This is a genomic window from Pseudomonadales bacterium (assembly GCA_024234615.1).
Classification (GTDB): domain Bacteria; phylum Pseudomonadota; class Gammaproteobacteria; order Pseudomonadales; family IMCC2047; genus JAJFKB01.
The window spans coordinates 510,041-532,065 of the sequence record JACKNY010000001.1 but is presented as its reverse complement, the minus strand read 5'-3'; the positions used below and the strand labels follow the sequence as shown (position 1 = coordinate 532,065).

The window sequence follows — 22,025 nt, the reverse complement described above, 5'->3', positions numbered from 1 at the left end:
TCTCACCTGAATAATTGTCTCCAGGACTGTCTGCCAACATTTCCACCGGTATTCTCATATACCGAATCGATATTGCCAGAAGTATTACTCATTTGTTTACATTCATTTTCTGCACAGCCAATTATCGTTGGCGTAGACACCACACCCTGGTACTTACGCCCGCTCGGAGGTATCACAACCACGTTGCCATTCTCATCCGTATATGTATACGCATCTTGGCCATCAAAATCACCGTCATTATTTAAATCAAATGGCGGCTCAGGTAAGCGACCACCAGTTTCAGCGTCCAATTCCATTAAGAAGCTAGTGCCTCCAAAATCACACAAACTTTCCGACGGCAAGAGCGTGGTAAAAATGATACGCCCATTTCTATAAACCGGATTCGTAATTTGGCGCTCCCCACGGTTGTCTGGCGTGACTTTAGGATCCTTATTAATCAGATCAAGATACCAACCCCTCTCTGAATCCCAGTCTATGCTATTACTGGTAGTCACCCTCAGAATATAGTCATTCCCACCTGACGTAACTTCAGGCTCCAAAATGATTTCCTGTTTTAGTAAATCAGAACGTCCGGAAACGGTTGTACCGTTATCCCAAATGCCATAGAAGGTTTGAGTATCCTGAGATACTACTGAATTATCCGTTTTTTCGAGGTACTTTCCTGTACCAAAATAAACGATAAACCCCTCCCGACTCGTATCTAGCTGAAACGAAACGCTTGGACGATTCGTGATGGGCTGAGGATTACCTTCAGGTGAAATTGCTGTAAATAATGGCTCAGGCTTCAGGTTAACTCCGCTCCCAGAATGATAAGCAACATCCCATTGGGATGGCGTACCGGTTAAATCAAATTTCCATAAATTCCCACGTAAATCTCCAGCATAAATATAGTCAACATCAAAATCTCTATTTATGTCCACTGGCGTTACTGTTCCCAGGCCATTCGGGTTATCTAAAGTGTCCTCCGCAGTAGGTACGCTAATTTTTTTAATAAGTGCTCCGGTACTTATATTCACGATATAGAGTGCTGCGTGACCCGCCGCACTACGGCTTCCATCCACAACAGTATTGTTATAGCCATTACCGAATACAGCCACCCAAGCACCGTTATTCAGCTTCACAATATCAGGGCGACTGAAGGTATAACCCAAATCACTATCACCAGTTGCGCCCGCTTCACCTTCGTTAACACCTGAGTTAGTATTCAGGTCACCGAATTCCCACAATACTGTCGAACTGGCATTGCTTTCAGAAAAGTTTTGCGGGTTAGTCACATCCAGTGCAAAAACTCCCTGCCCCCCTGCGTTTGCTCCGCTTACTAGCACTGTATGCCAGGCATTACTATAAAATGCGTCACCCACCGTAGGAGTACCGTCAACATAATATTTGTGGGTATAGGATTGAGACGCTAAAGCCGGCAAATTTTTATAAACAAAATTAGGCACATAAGCCATCAGCTCTTTACCTTTGGAAGAACCGGTAGCAGCAAATCCGTGCAGCATGCCATCATTCGCGCCCACATAGAGCATACCCGTTCTACCCGCCTTTCCAGATTTGTAATCAGAATACTTAGCTGACTGAAAATCAGTGCCGTTAATAGTATCCGGATAGAGGAAACTCGGCGCCCCGACAAATGATGGCGCTGAATTAATGATATCTCCCAGCTTGCTTGAGCGTTTGCGAAAGCCAATAGTAGGACTGTCTCCCTGTGTGGACGCCCCTCCACGCAGGTAATTTATCAAATAGCCTCCATATACTTGGTTACTGATAGTGGCTGAAGGAGGTGCACCAACTAACAATGCATCTACCTGCGCTTGGCTGATTGTTGAATCACTCAAGCTTGTAATATTCGGCCATCGAAATGGTACGCCTTTAGCTCCGCTCGAACTGGGGTTATAGGTTAAAATAACACGCTTGTCTGGCTCTTGGCCGTTAAACAATCCTGTCGCACTAGAAGTATCCCAATCCGGATTTTCATCGCAAACAAAGCCCAAGGGTTTATCACATGGCGAACTTGGTTTTGTTGCCTTAAACCCCAGAGAAATGGGTAAAGCCCGCAGCTGCCCATCCCACTTTTCGCTATTAAATCGCGCTTGGTACACAAAACTGCCATTATTTAGACTGGTGGAATTGGTTGCTACCGCAGCCGCCGAACTACTACGCTCATCAATATTGGTGAAGGTCTCATTCAAACTGTTGATTAACGTTTCCGGACTACCCGCATTTAAGAACAACCCCCGCCCGTTATAGGCGGCATGGCGCATATCGTCAATAGTCGTAGCCTTGTCCGCCTTTAGCTCATATTTGTCGGTCGAGTTATAAACCCCATCATCAGGCAAAGGCCAGCCTAAACCATTGACCGGATCATCAAAAGCTACCTCTGGGTCTGTAGGATTTTGCGTTAAGTTTCCATTCACGCCAAAAGCAACTGTGTAGGTCACCAAATGCTGCGCACTGTTACCATCCACCGGACTTACCTTATTTTCGTGCGCCGACGACAAATCCTCTTCGAAATATTTCATCGCAACGTCGGCCAGGGAGTTACTAACATTATCAGCGTAGGCACCGCCATCAAATGCTGAGTCACTGGTGCCGCCATCTTCATTCCCAACACCCGGAGAGCTCCCATTCCAAAAACCATCGGACATGACTACGGCAAAATTTTGCTGGCATTCACCACCCTGGTTAGCAGCTAATATCGGACTGGCCGTTCCAGAAGAAAAAATACCGCCATTGCCTTTGAAATATTCACCCACATCTTTCAATTTGGTTCTTAAAGGAGTCCCGCCGTTGGAATATACATCAGACAAATTATCCAAGAGCGTATTTTTTTTTGTTGTATTCGTCATATCAGACACGACAGTTCTTACAGAATTATTGTTATGTAACGTCCCCAAACCAATTCGGGCAGAAGATCCTGCTATAAGTGCCGAAACTGCTTTTTTTGCAACGTACTCTCGTATCCTGTAATAACTATACCAGTTAGCAAAATTTGTCTTTTGTGTAGCACTCATGCTAGAAACGGGGACAAATTTGCTACTATCGATGGATAAACTACCACCACTGTTCGTATCAGCGCACTCTCCCACTGAATAAACCTTATTATTATCTGCATCATTCCAAGGCATATAGCCATAAGGATTATTACCACTATCAGTACCCGTCAAATTCGTTGTCCCATCATCTGGGTCGTAAGGATTCTTTCTGGCTGAGCTAATAGATTGATTTACATACGCATTACCATCTTCATCCTCACCATCCCAGGGTGTATAGGTAACCGTAGGGTCGTAAGCTAAAGTATTATAACCCGCGCACAATTCTAAATATTCGACTCCTGTATTGGGAGTAAAATCAAAGGCAGGGGACAGGTTTCGAGAATTCGCGTCATTTCTCAACGATGGCCAAGCAAGTTGCGCTTCATTGCTGCGCATTAATTCCCAATTCATACTACCGGAGTCATCAATAAGAAAGAAAATATTGGGCTGAATAGGTTTGCTTGACAGGAATAGCGGCACATTGGATATATCCAGCACTGCGGCTTGCGTAGGATTGATTCCACTCAAGGAGCACACACAAAATACGGTAGCACTTTTTATTGATTTGTTTAAAAAACTTTTCATCTTAAACTCCTGAGATATCTACTCTCATTTTTACTGTTTCCAGTCTCATCCTGAAATTCACATTAATACTGTTTGGCAAAAGTAGTCTGTAACAATACTTCCGCATCATTAGTGCCACCTACCGCTCGCGCAGTAATTCGATAAAAGTATTTTTGAGTTAGTGCTGTCTGGGAAGTCATTTCCGCACCTAATGGGATAAAGAGCTCTTCAATAATATAACGGGGATTAGCACTTAAATTACTTATACCCGTTGTGACGCTCAACCCTTTCGATGACCAATCACCGCTATACATGGAAAAGTTACCTTCAGTCCAAACCCCATTACTTCCAGTACTATTGGCGACAGGTGGAACTGTTCTAGTAACTATCCAGTTTTCTGCCTCCTGTAAAGCGGCTTCGGCTGCTTCAAAGGCAATATGATTATCTCGATAATTGCCTGACATTTTTTCCTCCAGGATGGTTGTCCCCAAACCTTGCACACCCAAGATGGTCATCACCAGCAATATAATCAAACTAATAAATAACACTGAACCACATTGTCGGTTTAAAGATAGCGATCTGTTTTGAGTGTACATCTCCCCCTCCAACTACAGCACCAAACTACGATTACGTAGTTGGATAGTGGTAGTAAAAACTTTTCTCATAAATCCACCTGAATAAGCAGACGTACCAAAGGAAGATACCGTGGTATCTGTGTCAGTAAAGTTACTCGCCTGAACATTATCAGTGGTGCGTAGTAACATCCTTAAACGCAGTGAAACAACGTGATCCCAACGTGCAGCAGTTTCAACCGTGTTGGCGGCAACATATCTATCAGGCACACCATCGTTACCATCATCCAGCCCATAGGTAACCTGAAGGTTTTCAACACCTTCAATGAGCTCAACCGCGTCAGTATTTTGCGCATGATCTTTAATATAGAGCGATGGAATGCCGGCCGGATTATTACTAATAAAGTAAGTGCTCGAATTGAACACATAGACTTCAGCATCAGCTTGATATTCTTTACTAAGAGCAGCGTGCGCCAAGGTTTGCTCGCCACCGCTCTCGCCAGCGTCATTGGTTACGTTAAAGATATCTGCTTTCTCACAGTCTGAAATCATAACGATAGTGTCTTTTTTAAGACCGCAGCTATTTGGCGCAGTCACCTTTATGTCTGAGCTTTTAGACGCCAAGTTCCCTGTTAAAGAAGCACCGCAACCTTTTGCGTACTGCACTGTGATAACATCCGTATTTGCAACTACACCTAAGACGCCTGTAGGAACAGCAGGAGTCCAGCTACTACCGGTATACTCACTACCTTTTACCGCGCTAGCGGCCGTCAAATCATCAGGAAAAGTCGGTTTAGGGCTCGCTACAATTTTAGGAGTAACTTTATTCAGGTTGGCGCAGCCAACAAAGCCAGCCTGACGCAAATTGCTCGTCAGCGTATTTAAGGCAAACCGCGCATTTTCTTGTACTCTGGAATTTGCGTTTTGTACCCGGTAAGTTTGTTTGCTGTTCACATAAATCTGAATCGTTCCGGCAATCAAAATCAAGCCTATAGTGATGGATACCATCAACTCGACCAAGGACAAACCCGCTTGTTTGTTATTCATTAGCACACCATCTACTTTCCTAATCATGCTTATGCCTATAACTCAGTATCTATTGAAAGCTGCTGCGTTGCTGTACCTCCGGCCCGGGTATCATCCCACTGCACTGTCACAGTAATCACGCGCCGTGTACCAGTGTCATCATTTGATACACTGCCGTTTCCAGAGGGTAATGATGCTGCTAGGTTAGCCTTCCAAGCCGTTAAGTCATTGGTTGCCAAGCTATTGCAAGAGCTTGGAACCGTACCACCCATGCTGAGAAGATAACAACTGGTGTTGATCGCCGTATCTCTATTAGCTCTCATGCTATCAATCATGTCGTAAGCCAAAATAGTCGCTTGCGTTCTTACCTCCGCACTGCTGTTTGATTTTAAACCGACGCTTTGCAAACCAGCCAAGCCAACCAAACCGATAGACAACACCAACAGCGCAACTAATACCTCAATCAATGAAACACCCTGTTGTTTAAGTAATTCTTTTGACACCTGTGTTATGGACATGAGGATGCTCCCTTCTCCACACTTGCTCCGCCACTTGCATTAATATTAATCGTCCGTGATTTTTGAGTATCAGCCCCTGAAGTTGCATCGCTGGCGCACAGTTCAAATGCATTACTGGGCAGACCGCCATTGGAGTCGACACCGTTGCCTGTTGAATTATACCCAACCCAATCTACCGCAGTGGTCGGAGCTAGCGTATAGCCTGTTTTTAATGCTTCAAATACCCGGATAATTGTATCTCCTGAACCTGCATCAATATCACCATCAAGATTATTGTCTTCAAACACCAGCCATCCACTTTGCCAGGATGTAGTGTCATCGCATTGAGTTGCGGCCACGTTACGCTTACAAAGCACTACCCGCTTATTACGTTTAACCGCTTCACTTTTCGCCGTGTTCAGTGCCGTTGTAAAATAATTAACCTGCGTTGTTAGGCGATTATTGCGGATTAAATCCGTAAAACTCGGCGCAGCTAACGTCATTAAAATTGCCGCAACAGCTAACGTCACCATCAGCTCCACCAAGGTAAATCCAGATTGCTTGATTAATTCTTTTTTCATAATTTATATCTTTTAGCAGAGATGGGTTTATTTGACCTCTATAATCGGATAATCGGTTCATTTACGTAGATAAATGGTTAAACTCAACTATAAATAGATGATGCGATTAAGTTTAGGAATATAGGCATTTCAAACCAGTATAGCTAACGAATAGCTTTTCCGTGCAAAAATTACCGCTATAATCCCACGTTATTGACCTCCCTTAGGCGCTTACCCAGTCCAATGGATTTATCCAGTATTCAACCACTTCTCGATTGGCTTAATTTGCACCAGCAATGGGTGGCGGCGGCTATTGTTCTTATAGCATTCTTAGAGTCACTCGCTCTCGCAGGAGTGGTTATTCCCGGCGTGCTGCTTTTGTTCGGCGCAAGTGCAGTGGCCGGCAGTGGGGCATTGAGCCTCTGGCAAGCGCTCGCTTGCGCTTTCACCGGTGCGGTGATTGGCGATTGCACCAGCTTCTTTTTAGGCAAGTCTTTAAAACAACGTATCAAAAGCATCTGGCCCTTTCGTAAATACCCAGATTGGATTCACAACGGCGAGGTATTTTTTAGTCGTCATGGTGGGATGAGTATTGTCATTGGTCGTTTTGTCGGCCCGATTCGCCCAGTAGTGCCCTTAGTGGCTGGCATGCTGAATATGCACTCTGGCCGTTTTGTCTCAATTAATCTAGTGTCCGCGCTCGGCTGGGCACCAACCTACGTCATTCCCGGCTATTTGTTCGGAGCTTCTGTGCATTGGGGGCTGCACTTTCCGGAAGGCTTCAATCGTTTACTATTTTATACCGGTGGCATTGCCATCGTTGGCTTTCTGATTATGAAGCTCAGCCATTGGCACCTAAGCCCTAAATCTCGACTCTATCAAAGTCTACAACGCTGGGCTGAGCGACAGCACCATATGCGCTTATGCTGGTATTGGCTGGCAGAACCACGCGATCAATCACACACTTTTCCACTCACCAGCCTGCTGTTGCTGCTAGGCTCAATCAGCAGCTTTGTCCTGCTCGCCTATCTGGTCAACGACACTGACATACTAACAAACCTGAACCGGCATATATTCTATTTCTTTCAATCGATCAAACACCCTTGGCTGGATAATGCTTTTGTAGTCATTTCTATGCTGGGAGATAAACGCCATATCCGAATAGTGGCTGGCATCTTTGCCCTGTGGTTATTGTATAAGCGGCATTATTCAGCGGCGATTATTTGTGTGGCAGCAATTTTGGTCACGGAAAAGATCGTGCAATCACTCAAACATGGCTTTGAAATTGCCCGCCCTATTTTGAGTGAGGATGGTTTGCTTTCACTAACCTCCTTTCCAAGTAACCATGTGACGCGCGCTACGGTGTTATTTGGCTTGCTCGCCTCCTATACTGCACAGGAATTTTCTCACCAACGCCGCTGGTGGATTTATGGCATCGCATTCTTGCCGATGCTACTGGTAGCGGTTGCTCGCTTATACTTTAACCAGCATTGGCTGACGGACGTCATCGGGGGGTTTTTAGTAGGCCTCAGCATTTGCGCCATCAGTCGCATTGCGTTTAGTCGCTTTAATCGGCGGGCGATTGTTGCTGACGCTAGCTTTCTAATAGCGCTTTTAACGGCGCTAACCGCCTCAGCTGTCTATCTGGCATTGCACTATGGATAGAGATCAGCCTGTATCAGGTTTGAACACCTTGGAGTGATTTCAGCAGTTTATTGAATGCGCCAATGCGCATTGGCGGCTCATTCAGTTCCAGCAAGTACTGTTTCTCTCTATCACTAAAGGGCATCAAACCCGACAAACACCAAAACAGCGAATTCAGCTCACTCTCATCAACACTGAGCCCCAGTTGTTGCACCGCCGGGTGTTGACGCAGGGTGGTTAGTAATTCCAACAAAGAATCGAGCTGTTGGTGTTCGAAAACCGGTGTTTCCTTCAAACGCTCCACCTCCCCCAACAAGAGCCCATTAGACTGGGTTCGTGCTGAACGAATCATGACCCTTGACACCCCCTCTACGGTGATCCCCAGTAACCCATTATCCAGCTGGTGCCAGTCAACGATTTTTGCTTCGGCACCGACTGAAAATAGATTAGCAACCGAACCTACTTCTTTCCCTTCATTAATCAAGACAATGACGAAGCCTTGTTCTTGTTTCAGACAGGATTTCACCATTTCCAAATAACGCTGTTCAAAAATTTGCAGTGGGATCCGGCAACCCGGAAAAAGGACGGTATGTAACGGGAACAACGGAAGTGACAACATCAGGTAACGTATTTAGTTTTATTCAGATGACTTTAATTGTTTCAGCAACCGGTTATGAATACCTTCAAAACCGCCATTGCTCATAATCACGACATGATCGCCCTCCTCAAGCTGTTCACAAAGCGACGATATAATGGCGTCGGTACTCTGATATAACTTGGCCTGATTTTGACTAGCTTGGACAACATCCTGCAAATCCCAACTCACTCCTTGGGGTTGGTACCACAGCACCTGATCCGCCGCACTGCTGGCTGTGGCAAGCTGACTTTTGTGAATACCCATGCGCATGCTGTTAGAGCGGGGTTCGATCACCGCGAATATGCGCTGAAAGCCTACCTGTTTACGCAAACCATCCAGGGTGGTAGCGATAGCTGTTGGATGATGAGCAAAATCATCGTAGATAGTGACGCCGCGAACCTGGCCAATTTGCTCCATACGCCGCTTAACGCCTTCAAAACAACCGAGTGCTGCTATCGATTGTTCCGGCAACACACCCACATGTCGCGCTGCCGCAATCGCCGTTAAGGCGTTGCTCATATTATGTCGCCCGCTATGCGTCCAACTCACCACTCCGACAGGTGTACCGTCGTGCAAAACCTGGAAGCGGCTACCATCGTCACTCTCAGGTTGCACCGTCCATTTAACAACTTGATTTGCTGTCAGTGAACAATGCTCCACCTTTGTCCAGCAGCCCTGATTTAATACCTCGGCGATATTCTGGTCCTCAGCTGGCGCTACAATCAAGCCCTCACTCGGAATAATTCGTACCAGATGATGGAACTGCTTTTGTATCGCGGCCAAGTCTTCAAAGATATCAGCATGATCGAATTCGAGATTGTTTAGAATGACTGTACGCGGCCGATAATGGACAAATTTAGAGCGCTTATCAAAAAAGGCAGTATCGTATTCATCTGCCTCAATGACGAAAAACGGTGTCGTGCCAAGGCGAGCAGAAATATCAAAATTCTTCGGCACACCACCGATAAGAAATCCAGGCGACATGCCCGCATAATCTAAAATCCAGGCGAGCATACTGGAGGTAGTGGTTTTGCCATGAGTACCGGCGACAGCAAGTACCCACTTATCCTGCAACACTTGTTCGGCCAACCATTGTGGCCCGGATATATAGCGACGATCCTGGTTAAGCATGGCCTCCACCGCCGGATTGCCACGCGATATTGCGTTACCGACGACCAAGACATCCGCATGCTTTCCATGCTCCGGGGCATAGCCTTGCATCAAGCTGATGCCCGCCGCCTCCAACTGAGTGCTCATTGGCGGATAGACATTTTGATCGGAACCACTAACCTGATGACCCAGCGCTTTGGCGAGAATGGCCAAGCTGCCCATGAAGGTACCACAGATACCAAGAATATGTATGTGCATGGATAAATGCTTACTCTTACGCTAATTTTATTGAACAATATTATGCCGATCATAGACCACAATTGATAATAGTTTTAGGAATCCTGTTACCTCTATGCGGCTGAAGACGACACCATAAACTGATTTCCGCTGAAAGCGCACAATTTCACCATGCATATCCTTAACGAATAAAGTATTATCCCGCCCAGATTTACAGATGACGATTTAAAGATTTCAGGAGCACGAAAGATAGCACCATGGCCAAGAATGCTTTTTATGCCCAGTCCGGCGGTGTGACTGCGGTAATCAATGCGACCGCCTGCGGCGTAATCGAAACAGCACGACAGTTTCCAGAAAAGATTGGGAAAGTATTCGCAGGGGCGAACGGTATTTTAGGCGCGCTACACGAAAACCTAATTGATACTTCCATTGAAAGTAAAGATTCCATCGCCGCATTGCGCCACACCCCCGGTGGTGCCTTTGGTTCCTGTCGCTACAAAATGAAAGATTTCGACACGCACCGTGCGGAATACGAGCGTTTAATCGAAGTCTTCAAGGCGCACAATATCGGTTATTTCTTCTATAACGGTGGTGGCGATTCTTCCGACACTGCCTACAAAGTGTCACAACTCAGCGAAAAACTGGGCTATGAAATTTGCTGCATCGGCATTCCTAAAACCGTCGATAATGACCTGCCCTTCACAGATAACTCCCCCGGTTTTGGTTCGGTCGCTAAATATGTTGCGGTATCCACCAAAGAAGCCAGTATGGATATCGCCTCCATGTGCGAAACCTCCACTAAAGTTTTCATTATGGAAGTAATGGGACGTCACGCAGGCTGGATCGCGGCCGCTGGCGGTTTGGCCGCTACCCAAGCGGGTGACCCACCGCATATTATTATTTTTCCGGAAGTGCCTTTTAATAAATCCGCCTTTTTAGAAAAGGTAACACAAACAACTGCTGAAAAAGGCTATTGCGTCATTGTCATTTCTGAAGGCGCACAATATAGAGACGGCACCTTCCTCGCCGATGCTGGTAGCAAAGACGCCTTTGGACACACACAATTAGGCGGAGTCGCTGCAACGCTGGCGCAAATGATTAAAAAAGAACTCGGCTTGAAATATCATTACGCTGTCGCCGATTATTTGCAGCGTTCAGCACGGCATATCGCTTCGAGCACGGACTTAGAACAGGCTTATGCCGTTGGCAAAGCGGCAGTGGAACTGGCCCTGGCCGGTAAAAATGCCGTCATGCCAATTATCGTACGCGAAGCGGGCGCGCATTATGCCTGGCACATTGAGGATGTTGCATTATCAAAAGTCGCGAATGTGGAAAAGAAAATGCCGAAGGAATTTATCTCGGCAGACGGCTTCCATATTACCGACGCCGCGCGTGCCTACCTAAGCCCCTTGATTCAAGGCGAAGCCTATCCACCCTATGAAAACGGCATTCCCCAGTACGTGCAACTGCTAAATCAACGGGTCGAGAAAAAACTACCGCCCTTCGCGGCAAAATAACGCCAAAATTGGTATTCCGTGGCGCAACATTTTATAATGCGCGATCGAATTCGCACCCCACATATAGGAAAGAGTAGCATGAGTTTTAATAGCGTACCCGCAGGCAAAGAACTCCCAAACGACATCTATGTCGTGATAGAAATTCCGGCTAATAGTGACCCGGTTAAATATGAAATTGATAAAGATTCGGATGCGCTTTTCGTTGACCGATTCATGACCGCTCCGATGTTTTATCCGGCAAACTATGGCTATATCAACCAAACCCTGGCAGACGATGGTGATGCGCTGGACGTACTGGTCGTCACGCCTTATCCCGTGCTAAGCGGTTCAGTCATTCGTTGTCGCCCCGTCGGCATTCTCAACATGACCGACGAAGCGGGCGAAGACGCCAAACTGGTTGCAGTACCCCATGATAAACTCAGCAAACAGTATCGCGACGTACAGGAAATTTCTGATTTACCGGAACTGCTGATCAATCAAATCAAGCATTTCTTTGAAAACTACAAAACCTTAGAAGAAGGTAAATGGGTAAAAGTGGAAGGCTGGGCGGATAGCAATGCCGCAAAACAAGCCATTCAAAAAGCGGCTAAAGCCTACCAAGATTCACTCTAAGCAGTTATCTCGCACATGGTTACCCCCTCTCCTATGGGAGAGGGCTAGAGAGCGCTCATCTACTCAGAAATCAAAAAACTCCTGAGCTGATCACTCAATCCCTTGCAGGCATTTGCCTTTACTCGCGCCAGTAATGGAATAGGCACCACGATCGCCGGCATATAAGAGGTGCCCTTCGCATCCGCCTTAATTTTGCCCACCGTGGTCATATTCTCAAAATCCCAGATTGCTGCTTCGTAAAGTGATTCATTATCCCAAGTGCCAAAACCCAGACAGCCCGCGCCACCCGGACCTATTGAACAAGCAATAGAACCCGCCGAGCCAGTGGTTTCTGTCGAACCATCGACCCAAATAATATAACGAATTCCCATATCAAAAATACGTTGAGAAATGTTCTTTTGCTGAAGCAAATTGTGCAGCCCATCAATACGTACCGGGGCAGTGCGTGGTTCAAACCAGGGGTAGAGGCGGTCGGTGAATTCCTGTTCAGGCACCACATCCAAGCTCGACTTCCCTTCCAATGAACTACCGACACACTGGATAAAATCAATTTCAGTGTCATAGTCGCCTTTGTGGCGGCGTCCCAACACCACTACCGATTCATGATCTTCGATACCGGTATAGCCCTGCCGGGTTTCATCAATGTTGGTCGTGGTGCACCCAACGACCAGCAATAGAATAGCAGCAGCCATCGATATAACCTTCATAAAGGAGTAGCTACACCTTATTTTGCGCCTATAAGATAATTGCCTCATAACCTTGCCTCACTGCACCCTTATCCCCACCGCCATCGCCTCATCTGACGTCGTTTGTTCCGGCTTCACAATCTGCGTATCAAGCCAGTTCTGTAGTTTGGGTAAGCGGCTAAAGCTAATCGTGAAATACGCCCCTGCATCACGCAAGGCGACAATTGCAGCCTGCTCCAAGGCTTTATCCCGTGACTTCATGAAAGCTGTGGGTGTTTTACCATAAGCCGGTATCGACCAGTCTAATATTAGGGCGCCGCTAGGGGAATAGAGTTTTACTTTGTACTTGACCCACACCTCAAACACCTCTCTTTTGGTGTCACGGGGAACCGTAAATTGAAGCTCTTCAACCTCTGGGGCGAGTACCGCGTTGAGCTGTAAGGGTTTATCCGCTGTCGGCAAGCTCGCTAACTCAGTTGTGCGCACAAAAAACTTTTTAAACAAGCGATTAAAAAGTTTTACCTGGGTAGGGCCGGTAGTAATTCTATGTTCAGGGGATTTTTTGTCTGCTTTCTCTTCATGGCTAAACTCGCGGAACTCTTTAGAGTAATAAATCCCCATGTGCAGGGGTAGCGGCTCAACCAGTGGTTCAGGAAAATCACTTTCCACCACCACATTGGCGCCTCCGCATCCGCTTAATATCAGAATAAAAAGCCACGCTAGTAGTCGAGACGCATGTATTCGAGACATAGTTGGTTAGACTCTTATTTGCTTACTGGTTCCGGGAAGTAAGGACTGGCCAACTCCTCCTTAATTACTATAGTACTTCTAGCTTATCTTTGAAACGATCATTAGCTCATTCTGCCGTTTCGTAGCGGCATTTCTAAATCAATATATCTAGATTAATTTTAACCTCCACCTTCTAGCGCCCCCTCTTTTTGCCTTGCAATGATGGTTGAAAAGCTAATCTATCAGACACCTGGAGATGGGTGTCAGGTCTTGCTTTTTGTTGTCTTATAGCCCTCTCGGCAGAGCACATGACCGTTAATATCTGTCGAGGCGATGACGGGGAGCCAAATCAGATGCCCAAACCTTACCCTTTGGCCATCGTTATTTACCGATAATCCCTCAACCCCACAAAAGTCCCACCATTACGATAGGTCAGTTCTCGCATGAGGGTGGCAAATCGGATGCCCGTGGATTGAAAGCTCTCCTGCCGGGCAAACTGAACCGGAAAGCCAATGGCATGAATCCTTACCATCCTCGTTCCCTTTTCATTTTCTCGATTGATACGATCAACGATATCTATAACATTTTCGATCGATTTGCCGGTGAATTCATCGCCGAACACATAAATACTGATTTTTTTATCCTCGGAATAAAATGACCGAATCGCCTGGGTGATGCCTTCCACTGGGCTGCTATTACTGAAAGGATTCCAAGTCCGCAGGCGCTGAATGATTGCTTTCCGCCGTCCGGGGCTATCGGGTATCCATTGCCCTCGGTAACGTGAAAACATGTAGTCGCCCATGTCGTTCATTACTTGAATGCCTTTGACTTCCGGATAAATATTAAGAGTAGCGACCAGCTGCTCCTGAACCTTGTCCCAGGCGTAGTTAAACATACTGCCGGAAGTATCAATAACGAAGATAATATATTCACTATCCACCGGAATACCGCCTATCAAATCGCCTTTGCGGGCGAAACCCTGGCCGAGCAAGCGGCGCATTTCTTCTGTCAGTTTTTGGCGCGCCAACTCCAATTCGCCCAGTACTTTATTGTTGACGCTGGCCTCCTGCTTTGACGCGGCATACTGCGCTTTGATACTGGAAAGATCGCCCCGCAGCCGCGCCACTTTGTCGCGCAACAGCGATAGCTGTTCATTTTTAACGGTTAAGTCACGATTAAAAACCTTGGTTTCGCCACGAATTTCAAAGAGCTTGGCCTGTAGATCCGCCACGACTCCTTCGAGATTAACGGTAGAACGCTCAAGCACGATGGGCTCGACAATTTTAGTGATCATCAAGAGCAGAATAATGGCGCCAAAACCACAGCAAATTACATCTAAAAATGAAATGCTGACGGTTTCTGTTTCGCGGCGGCGATTGCGCATCATGGCCAGTCACTCGAAGGACTGAGAAAAGAACCACCAGTTTCCATCGCCAGTTTCCAAAAATGTGAGGCTGCCATCGGATCACCTTCGAGCGGCATGAGAATCACATTAACCGGAATTCCTTTGGGCAGTTCATCAATTGCCCCTTTAAATAATTTAGCCCGCTCTTTTCCGGACACATTCCCACTCGTGCGCAGTTTACGGCCCTGTGTCGGCAAGCCATCAGTAATCAGTATTATATTGTCCGGCAGGGGCGCTAATTGACCCACAGATAAAAATAGATTTTCCAAACTGGTGCCCTGCTCAGGTACTAACTTACGTAAAGAACTAACCGCCGTCTCAAGCTTTTTTATATCTTTAATTTCTAACCACTCTCCTTCACTACCCGGAATAGCTGCCTTAACGCCAGTATTGAAGGTGTAGATTTGGTACCAGCTGGCGACCGGGAACTGGCTGGTGAGCCAATTTACCGTTTCTAAGGCGCGCTGCCATTTGGGGGAGTTCAATTTTACCTGGTCAGACATATTGCGCCGCCGAATAATGTTCACGATACTGTGATCCAGCATGCTGGCGGACGCATCCAGCAAGACCAAAGTACGGTTACCCCCGAGTTTTAATCCGGTAAGGTATTGACGGTCCCCATCACCGATGACCTGGCGTATTTTCTCGCCTTTTTTCTTTTCACCTTCGGCTTGTAAGCGTTTTTTTTCTTCTTCCAGGGATTGCAGGTCAGATTTAAGCTGATTCAGGTGTTCCTTTTGCGCCAGCGTGTCCTTACTGAAAAAGGCTAACTCTAATCGACTTTCCTCCACTTCTTTAATAATTCGGTTCGCCAATCCTTGGGCTTCCGCCATTTGTTGATCAGTTTCAGCGATGGTATTGCGCACTCTAACCAAGTTGTTTTTACCTTCGAGCACCTCCTCCTCCAATAGCTTTACTTCCGCGAGCTGCACTTCATTAACCTGCTGTGAGTGGACATTGGCGGCGTGATCAATCATCAAAAATATCAGCACGACCGCACCAAATCCACAGGACATGATATCCAGAAAGGAAAGATTGAAAGTGCTAAAGGAGCGTTTACGGGCCATGAGTGCGCCGCTTAGACAACTCTGATCAGGGATAGCCTATAGGCTTGGTCACCTACCAACAGCTCATCGCCTGCCCGCAATTCAGACCTTTGCGCCACTGCCGACTCATTCACCTTGAGTGGAACATCCGTTACCAACCTATTTAAAAATAGATTTTTACCCTGCCAAATTAGAGAGCAGATAACGGTCGCCAGTTGCGCTCGATCAGAGGCCACCACAATCTGTTGATCTGTCGAATAGCCAACCCACAATTCCTGGCTAAGCGAATAGGCCATATGACCAGCTAGAATATGTGTCGCGGCTGCATCCTTTTGATTCTTAATCACTGCCACAGCAGGTTGAGTCGCATTCGCTACCGAAATGTGATGCGAGGGTAAAGCCGTGACAAAGCTCAGCGGTTCGCCGACACGGCGAATTGATGTCATATTTTGTTCGCAACCCTGGCAAAAAGCCTGTGCGCTGACCACCTGTGCAGTTGGGAAAAGCGTTTTAATCCCTGGCAATTGCGCCAGGCGCTCACTGATAAGAAGCGATCCATTGACATTAAATTCAGCTAAAGCAGCGGTTAATTGCTGATAATAGACATTCGCTCGCTCAACCACCTGCGTCGGCAATAAGCGCGCTTGAAACCGATTCGCGCCGGACTCAATTTCCAACAACACTTCCTGTTCCTGCTCGATAGCTGCCAACCAAAGCGGCAGCTTGCGATAAAGCGCTTGCTCCGTCACAGCACTGTGCAGTGGATCGAAGCGACACTGTTCAATAAAGACATCCGCGACGAGCTGAACCCAGCGATCATAGAGTTTCGCCAGCCCCACTCCCTTTACCGGTATTACTTTACTGCGGTTAATCTGATCACCCACATCCAAACGACTAACCACCGCTTCATGCAAAAAAATGTCGAGGTAAAAGGCTGTCTGATGCAGTGGATAAACCGACGCAACCGCCGCCGCCATATCGACTAGGCCGACAGCGGTTAAAGGGCTTTCTTGCACGACACCCAACAACAAAGACAATTGCTCTTTCGAATAGCTGCCCGGCACGGCAAACACCGCTTCCGCCGAGTCTTCGAGCTGTTCAGCAATATGTTTCAAATGGGCGTGCACGAGATCCGCATGATGGCGATAATAGGGCGTCGGATGCGTGAGCGGGTCTAAACTAAGGCGATGCCAGAACTGATTATGAGCGCGCCGAGGGTGCAGGCGTGCTTGATTATAGGCTGCTTCACCAACCTCTATCTGGGTATCTTTGACCAGGGCATAACCGGGGCTGTGTAGCACAATCTCACCCGCAGTAGCCACTTTGATATCCGCATCTGACAGTTCAATAACATAGGTCACCATAGCTCGGCTCTCATCGAACTTGCAGATAACGCATTAAATTATTATCGCAGTATTTTTGATTATCCAGCACCAGCCGCTCTTGCAACAACTGTACCTGATGCAATAAAAACATAATGATGATACTGATCACCAGCGCCACAAAAGTCGAGTTAAAAGCAACTCCCAGGCTAGCGGTTACTCCCGCAATATCACCCTCCACAGCGAGATGAGCCTGGCCAAGCGCTTCACCAATGCCACGCACGGTGCCGATAAAGCCGATTGAAGGAATCGCCCAGGCGATATAGCGAATCATCGACAGCTCCGAGTCCAGCCGATCCGACTCATTTTCACAGATTTCTTTGATCGACGAGGATACGTTTTGGATGTTGCGTGTTGAGCTGAAACGTTGCAATGCTGTCAGCAGTAGTCTGGCCAGCAGAAATTCTCGCTGCTCAGTCGGCAGCGCCTGAATTGGCCGCAAATATTCACGGGCATCCTCCGGTAAAATATTCATACCTTCGGAAACCTGGATCAGCTGCTGATCTAAGAGCCTACTCTCCCGTAATGACTGACGCGCTTTAAACCCCATGATCGCCATCGCCCAAAACATCAGGATAAAACAAGATTCCTGCTCATAGTCCTTTAAAATCACATAGAGCGAACGCGAGGGCACAAAATTTTCCCCCGCCGCCTGCAACGCCAATTGCTGTTCCAAGATAGCGTCGGCGTTTGGCCGCACCACGCCCACATAGATTGCATGCACGATAATAACCGCGAGAAACAAGGCAACCACTTGATACATAAACTCAGACGAAAGTTTACTTTTCATCAAATATCCTAAATATCAACAGGGTATGAAACCGACAAGTCTTCCGATATGTCTTCAGTCGGAATAAAGGTGTCGGGCGTTTCTTTGTTTTTCTCTTTTTCAGTGCGCTCAGCAGTCGTTGCTGTCGGCGATTTATTTTCGGGTTGCTGCTCCGCATTGATCACGGCCGACTTACTTTCACTTTCTTCAGCAATAACGGCCGTCATCCAAATGGTGCCAACCAGAACGCCGAGCCATTGTAGGCGATTCATCTCAACTTACTCAACATTGCGCGCTATCCGAAAACCAAGATCATTACGCCCTTCCACACCATAGTCGCGATAGGATAAACGCAACTCAGTAATGCTACCATGCGCCCAGCTGGAGCCACGAATCACATAGTATTTACCCTCTTCGGGGCCGGTGGGATCGGTCACTACGACACCAGAGACTGTCGATTTGGTAGCGTAAAAATCATTGACCCATTCCGACACATTGCCACCCATATCGTAGAGACCGTTTTGATTCGCCAAAAAGCTTCCAACGGGAGCACTAACGGCATAATTATCATCGTATTCCGTCACAATCCGCCCAATTACAAAGGCCGCCGAGCGATCCGCATAATTACCGGACTTTTCAACTGGTGGCAGTTCGGCACCCCAAGGATATTTCAATAGGCCGTTTTTACTATAGCGCGCCGCCCAGGCCCATTCGGCCTCGGTTGGCAGGCGATAGCCAAGAGCTTGGACATTCAGCCCCACCACCTTATCCGCTTCCACTTTATAGGCCAACGGTAAACCATCCTGTGCGCTCAACCAATTACAGTATAGTGCTGCATCCTGCCAACTTACCTTTACCGCTGGCTGCGAATCACCATCCAAACTATTACCCTGCACATTGCCGGAAGAATGTGAAGGAGCATAACGCCGGTACTGCGCGTTACTTACTTCTTTTGTGGCTAAATAAAACGCTCGGCTTAGATTTACCTTGGTTAGGACTTCATTAGCACGTCGCCCCCCTTCTCTGCGCGAAGCCCCCATAGTAAACGCCGTCGGTCGAAATAGCTTGAGCTGGTCACCGACATGACTCGTAATGACCGGCTTAATCGCTTCCCATTTCGCCTGCGCTATAGTTTTTAGGTTGGCCTTAACTTCCTGTTCCAGGTCGACCCTTGGCGTCACTGTTGTTTTATAAGTGACATAGCCATCAAGCCGCACCTCTAAGTTTTGCTTTTGCGTCGGCAAGGAAAAAACCCGGTTACCAGCCCCCAAGTATTGCCCATTCACATAGACTTTGGCGTTGGCAGGCTGTGTTGTCACCCTGACCTGAGCGACAATGGGCTTGAGTGATACAGATAATTCTTCTTCGATATTGGATCTCACCTTGAGACTGTGCTTCGACACCTGATAGCCCGGTTTGAACAAGCTGAGTTGATAGTCCTTTCCCGGCGGGAGCATCAGCGCCAACGGCGTTTGTCCGCGAAATTCACCGTTCACCGTGACATTGGCTTCACTGGGCTTGCTCGTTATCCGTGCCATGCCATCCAACTTCGCCAACACTACTTCCGGTATTTTTTGTGGTTGATTTGGTTCTACCTGAAACCTTTGTCGCCATACTTTATAGCCCGCCAGGGAAATCGACGCCTCGTGTTCGCCAGCGAATACCTCCAAGGTCACGGGTGTTTGGCCACGAACGACACTATCTATCGATACATCGGCGCCTGACGGTGTCGAGCTGAATTCGTATTCGCTCCAGGCAGGAGTGAGTTCAACCTGTAACGACTGTTTCTCATTCAGCCCCTCAACAACCAGTAAATGCTGTTGCGGCAAATAACGTTCAGCCTGAATATCTATGTGGCGTTCGCCAGGCGTAACAGGCACTTGCTCCAAGGGGGTTAGACCAATCAGTTCCCCATCCACCAGCACCTGTGCTTTAGGTGGGGTGGATTCGACAGACAACAAACCGGGTTGCTTTTGCAGCGTAAAACTAAACGTTTGATTTTGCGCATCGGTAACCTTAATGACTTGCGCTAAGGTTTGGTATCCAGGCGCGCTAGCCTCAAGATGATATTCCCCGGAACGCATTAAGTAGCGCTCGCCCATTTTAATATTGATACCACCCTCAATCTTGATTGTCTGAGCGGCAGGCGTTATTGAAAGATTCACGGAATGGGCGGAAAAAATATACCAAATCATCGCCACCAATAGCGTAAGAATCAGGACAAAAATAGTGGAAACAGGTTTAATCCAAGCTTTTTTAGCGGCAGCCTTGCGATCAACCGGTGTAAAACCGGCAGGCTGAATCAGCGACTCACTTGCCGCCAGCTCATTGTCATTGTTTTTATCTTTAGAATCTGACATCGCGATTATATCTTCTCCGAACACTGGATATTAACGGAGACTGGTGGCTTATTGAACGCCACATCAAACTCTCTGCGCACATCTCGAAAACCATTTCGCTTGCCTACCAAAATATAGTGCCCCGGCGTTAGAGACAACCGGTGCTGGAGAAAATTTCCTAACAGGCCCGTTTTAAGCAGAGTGACCTGAGTTTGATTATCGGAGGTGATTTCCACTTCAATTGGCATCACCGCCTGCCGCATTAAGTCTTGTAGACGCAAGATTTGTTGCTGTAATCGCGGCCCAGGTTGCGCCACGGTAGCGGCAACTTTTAACAATGCGTTCGCTTCCTGATAGACGGCTTCGGTAGCCAGCCTTGCAGGAGACTCAATTTGTTCTTGCAGCAGTTGATCAAGGCGGGCTCGATCCGAGGTTTGCTTGTAGCCTTTTTGCGCAAACAATAGACTAGCATCCATTTTCAACACCGCATCGTATTTCTCCAGTGCCGCCTGCCATTGCTCCTGCTCGCTGAGTTTCTGTGCCTGCTCTCGATAAGAGGTAATGGTGTTTTGGGCAATGCGGTGGGTGACTTCCTGTGCGCCGGACAGTGCCTCTTGAGAGCCCGGTTTAAGCTTGAGCGCCAACTGAAAGGCGCTACGGGCTTGGTTAAAGTCCGACCGTTCCAAGGCGCTGAGTCCCTTGGACATAGCAGCAATAAAATCGCGTTCCAGTATTTTTTGTTTGAGCGAGCCCAATTGAGATTTTACCCGCTCAGAATCGGCATCTAGTTTCAACGCTTGCTGCAACAATTGTTGCGACTGATCCAGTCGGGTATTCGCTTCCTCGACAGCAGCCTTCTCAGCCAAACTAATGACCTGATCCAGCGTACTCACTCTTTGTAAGCCCTTGAACGCCTCCGAGTTATCTGGTTCGATTTGCAACACTATGTCAAATGCTGCTTTTGCAGCAGTAGCATTTCCCGCTTTTACAGCATCAAAACCTTGGCGTAAGTGGTCGCTCGTGACCGACGGCAAACGCACGGAGAGTTCGGTGAGTTTGGCTAGCGCCTGGGTATAGCTGTCTGTCGCCTGCGCAAACGCCTGTTGTCGGTATAGCTCATCGCCCTGTTTCGCCAAGTCCGCCGCTTCGTCAAACGTCTTTTGCCCCCAGAGCTTAACCTGAGCTTCCTCCAGTGCGAACTGTTCCTCCAGGAGTTGCGCTAAGACATCCTGAGCCTCTTTACGCTCGCGCGCTGTTTGCGCCTCTTGCCAGGGCGAGACCTGTTCAACAGCAGCACTTTTAACGATAGGCGCATCCATCGGGATATTTGGCTTGACAACCATTTGTGGTAAAAATATGAAGACGAGCACCACTAAAACCGCTGAAAGCGCTATACACGCCAATACCCATTTACGTCTACTGGCGGCGGACTCCCTGATTGACGAAGTTGGTATTAATTCTGGAGAGTGCGGCGTGATCTCTATTTTTGTCGGCTGGATCTGCTCAAACTCATGTGGTTTGCGCTCTGTAGCATTTTCTGGCATAGCTGGCGGATTTATACTCTATCAGTTTAAGATTCCTGACTTGGCGTGCTACCCATGCCAGCGTAGAAATCTATTGCAAAAGTTTTTTCTCATGATGACAGTTTAGCGGTTACG

At 47.4% G+C, this 22,025-nt stretch carries 19 protein-coding genes; 3 read left to right on the top strand and 16 right to left on the bottom strand.

Translation table 11 applies throughout. The annotated features are described in order from the left end of the window. Positions 1-2: 2 nt before the first annotated feature. The 5 genes from H6995_02570 to H6995_02550 form a co-directional block, all read right to left on the bottom strand. Positions 3-3,620, bottom strand: a complete 3,618-nt coding sequence (locus tag H6995_02570) for a pilus assembly protein (GenBank protein MCP5213872.1) — start codon at positions 3,618-3,620, stop codon at positions 3-5. Positions 3,621-3,682: 62 nt separating this feature from the next. Next, positions 3,683-4,195 carry a hypothetical protein gene (locus H6995_02565; protein ID MCP5213871.1) on the bottom strand — a complete coding sequence of 171 codons (513 nt, stop codon included), beginning with the start codon at positions 4,193-4,195 and terminating at the stop codon, positions 3,683-3,685. Between the two features lie 12 nt (positions 4,196-4,207). Continuing rightward, a complete protein-coding gene (locus H6995_02560; protein MCP5213870.1) occupies positions 4,208-5,245 on the bottom strand; it encodes a PilW family protein in 1,038 nt (345 codons plus the stop codon). 8 nt (positions 5,246-5,253) lie between these two features. Continuing rightward, positions 5,254-5,715, bottom strand: a complete 462-nt coding sequence (gene pilV, locus H6995_02555) for a type IV pilus modification protein PilV (GenBank protein ID MCP5213869.1) — start codon at positions 5,713-5,715, stop codon at positions 5,254-5,256. Next, on the bottom strand, positions 5,706-6,275 hold the full coding sequence (locus H6995_02550; GenBank protein ID MCP5213868.1) for a GspH/FimT family pseudopilin: 570 nt from the start codon (positions 6,273-6,275) through the stop codon (positions 5,706-5,708). The genes pilV and H6995_02550 overlap by 10 nt, the downstream gene beginning before the upstream one ends. Before the next feature lie 222 nt (positions 6,276-6,497). On the opposite strand from H6995_02550, the gene H6995_02545 reads away from it, so the two are divergent. Next, the gene (locus H6995_02545) at positions 6,498-7,919 is read left to right on the top strand and encodes a bifunctional DedA family/phosphatase PAP2 family protein (GenBank protein ID MCP5213867.1); all 1,422 of its coding nucleotides are present in this window, start codon (positions 6,498-6,500) and stop codon (positions 7,917-7,919) included. Positions 7,920-7,932: 13 nt separating this feature from the next. Here H6995_02545 and H6995_02540 read toward each other — a convergent pair whose 3' ends face one another. Both H6995_02540 and mpl read right to left on the bottom strand, forming a co-directional pair. Then, a complete protein-coding gene (locus H6995_02540; protein MCP5213866.1) occupies positions 7,933-8,514 on the bottom strand; it encodes an LON peptidase substrate-binding domain-containing protein in 582 nt (193 codons plus the stop codon). Between the two features lie 21 nt (positions 8,515-8,535). Then, complete coding sequence (gene mpl / locus H6995_02535; protein MCP5213865.1) at positions 8,536-9,903, bottom strand: UDP-N-acetylmuramate:L-alanyl-gamma-D-glutamyl-meso-diaminopimelate ligase; 1,368 nt, start codon at positions 9,901-9,903, stop codon at positions 8,536-8,538. A gap of 236 nt (positions 9,904-10,139) precedes the next feature. On the opposite strand from mpl, the gene H6995_02530 reads away from it, so the two are divergent. Next, positions 10,140-11,399 carry a 6-phosphofructokinase gene (locus H6995_02530; protein ID MCP5213864.1) on the top strand — a complete coding sequence of 420 codons (1,260 nt, stop codon included), beginning with the start codon at positions 10,140-10,142 and terminating at the stop codon, positions 11,397-11,399. Between the two features lie 78 nt (positions 11,400-11,477). Continuing rightward, a complete protein-coding gene (ppa, locus tag H6995_02525) occupies positions 11,478-12,011 on the top strand; it encodes an inorganic diphosphatase (protein MCP5213863.1) in 534 nt (177 codons plus the stop codon). A gap of 59 nt (positions 12,012-12,070) precedes the next feature. On the opposite strand, the gene H6995_02520 is transcribed toward ppa, so the two are convergent. The 9 genes from H6995_02520 to H6995_02480 form a co-directional block, all read right to left on the bottom strand. Next, entirely contained in the window at positions 12,071-12,718 is a 648-nt protein-coding gene (locus H6995_02520) for a hypothetical protein (GenBank protein ID MCP5213862.1), read from the bottom strand. 57 nt (positions 12,719-12,775) lie between these two features. After that, a complete protein-coding gene (locus H6995_02515) occupies positions 12,776-13,447 on the bottom strand; it encodes a hypothetical protein (protein ID MCP5213861.1) in 672 nt (223 codons plus the stop codon). A gap of 364 nt (positions 13,448-13,811) precedes the next feature. Next, positions 13,812-14,813 carry a VWA domain-containing protein gene (locus tag H6995_02510; GenBank protein MCP5213860.1) on the bottom strand — a complete coding sequence of 334 codons (1,002 nt, stop codon included), beginning with the start codon at positions 14,811-14,813 and terminating at the stop codon, positions 13,812-13,814. After that, entirely contained in the window at positions 14,810-15,898 is a 1,089-nt protein-coding gene (locus H6995_02505) for a VWA domain-containing protein (protein ID MCP5213859.1), read from the bottom strand. Before H6995_02505 ends, H6995_02510 begins: the two co-directional genes overlap by 4 nt. An 11-nt stretch (positions 15,899-15,909) precedes the next feature. Continuing rightward, positions 15,910-17,241, bottom strand: a complete 1,332-nt coding sequence (locus tag H6995_02500; GenBank protein ID MCP5213858.1) for a hypothetical protein — start codon at positions 17,239-17,241, stop codon at positions 15,910-15,912. Positions 17,242-17,251: 10 nt separating this feature from the next. Beyond that, positions 17,252-18,049: a MotA/TolQ/ExbB proton channel family protein gene (locus H6995_02495; protein MCP5213857.1), complete on the bottom strand. Its 798-nt coding sequence runs from the start codon at positions 18,047-18,049 to the stop codon at positions 17,252-17,254. A gap of 8 nt (positions 18,050-18,057) precedes the next feature. Continuing rightward, the gene (locus tag H6995_02490) at positions 18,058-18,300 is read right to left on the bottom strand and encodes a hypothetical protein (protein ID MCP5213856.1); all 243 of its coding nucleotides are present in this window, start codon (positions 18,298-18,300) and stop codon (positions 18,058-18,060) included. Between the two features lie 6 nt (positions 18,301-18,306). After that, positions 18,307-20,388 (bottom strand): PEGA domain-containing protein, encoded by a 2,082-nt coding sequence (locus H6995_02485; protein ID MCP5213855.1) that lies wholly within the window; start codon positions 20,386-20,388, stop codon positions 18,307-18,309. A 5-nt stretch (positions 20,389-20,393) separates the two neighbouring features. Beyond that, the gene (locus H6995_02480) at positions 20,394-21,911 is read right to left on the bottom strand and encodes a hypothetical protein (protein MCP5213854.1); all 1,518 of its coding nucleotides are present in this window, start codon (positions 21,909-21,911) and stop codon (positions 20,394-20,396) included. Positions 21,912-22,025: the final 114 nt, after the last annotated feature.

Coding starts and splice junctions, on each gene's coding strand:
- H6995_02565 (MCP5213871.1), bottom strand. CDS start 4,195: ATGTACACTCAAAACAGATCGCTATCTTTAAACCGACAATGTGGTTCA.
- H6995_02515 (MCP5213861.1), bottom strand. CDS start 13,447: ATGTCTCGAATACATGCGTCTCGACTACTAGCGTGGCTTTTTATTCTG.
- ppa (MCP5213863.1), top strand. CDS start 11,478: ATGAGTTTTAATAGCGTACCCGCAGGCAAAGAACTCCCAAACGACATC.
- H6995_02485 (MCP5213855.1), bottom strand. CDS start 20,388: ATGTCAGATTCTAAAGATAAAAACAATGACAATGAGCTGGCGGCAAGT.
- H6995_02520 (MCP5213862.1), bottom strand. CDS start 12,718: ATGAAGGTTATATCGATGGCTGCTGCTATTCTATTGCTGGTCGTTGGG.
- pilV (MCP5213869.1), bottom strand. CDS start 5,715: ATGTCCATAACACAGGTGTCAAAAGAATTACTTAAACAACAGGGTGTT.
- H6995_02510 (MCP5213860.1), bottom strand. CDS start 14,813: ATGATGCGCAATCGCCGCCGCGAAACAGAAACCGTCAGCATTTCATTT.
- H6995_02505 (MCP5213859.1), bottom strand. CDS start 15,898: ATGGCCCGTAAACGCTCCTTTAGCACTTTCAATCTTTCCTTTCTGGAT.
- mpl (MCP5213865.1), bottom strand. CDS start 9,903: ATGCACATACATATTCTTGGTATCTGTGGTACCTTCATGGGCAGCTTG.
- H6995_02490 (MCP5213856.1), bottom strand. CDS start 18,300: ATGAATCGCCTACAATGGCTCGGCGTTCTGGTTGGCACCATTTGGATG.
- H6995_02570 (MCP5213872.1), bottom strand. CDS start 3,620: ATGAAAAGTTTTTTAAACAAATCAATAAAAAGTGCTACCGTATTTTGT.
- H6995_02530 (MCP5213864.1), top strand. CDS start 10,140: ATGGCCAAGAATGCTTTTTATGCCCAGTCCGGCGGTGTGACTGCGGTA.
- H6995_02560 (MCP5213870.1), bottom strand. CDS start 5,245: ATGATTAGGAAAGTAGATGGTGTGCTAATGAATAACAAACAAGCGGGT.
- H6995_02545 (MCP5213867.1), top strand. CDS start 6,498: ATGGATTTATCCAGTATTCAACCACTTCTCGATTGGCTTAATTTGCAC.
- H6995_02550 (MCP5213868.1), bottom strand. CDS start 6,275: ATGAAAAAAGAATTAATCAAGCAATCTGGATTTACCTTGGTGGAGCTG.
- H6995_02495 (MCP5213857.1), bottom strand. CDS start 18,049: ATGAAAAGTAAACTTTCGTCTGAGTTTATGTATCAAGTGGTTGCCTTG.
- H6995_02480 (MCP5213854.1), bottom strand. CDS start 21,911: ATGCCAGAAAATGCTACAGAGCGCAAACCACATGAGTTTGAGCAGATC.
- H6995_02500 (MCP5213858.1), bottom strand. CDS start 17,241: ATGGTGACCTATGTTATTGAACTGTCAGATGCGGATATCAAAGTGGCT.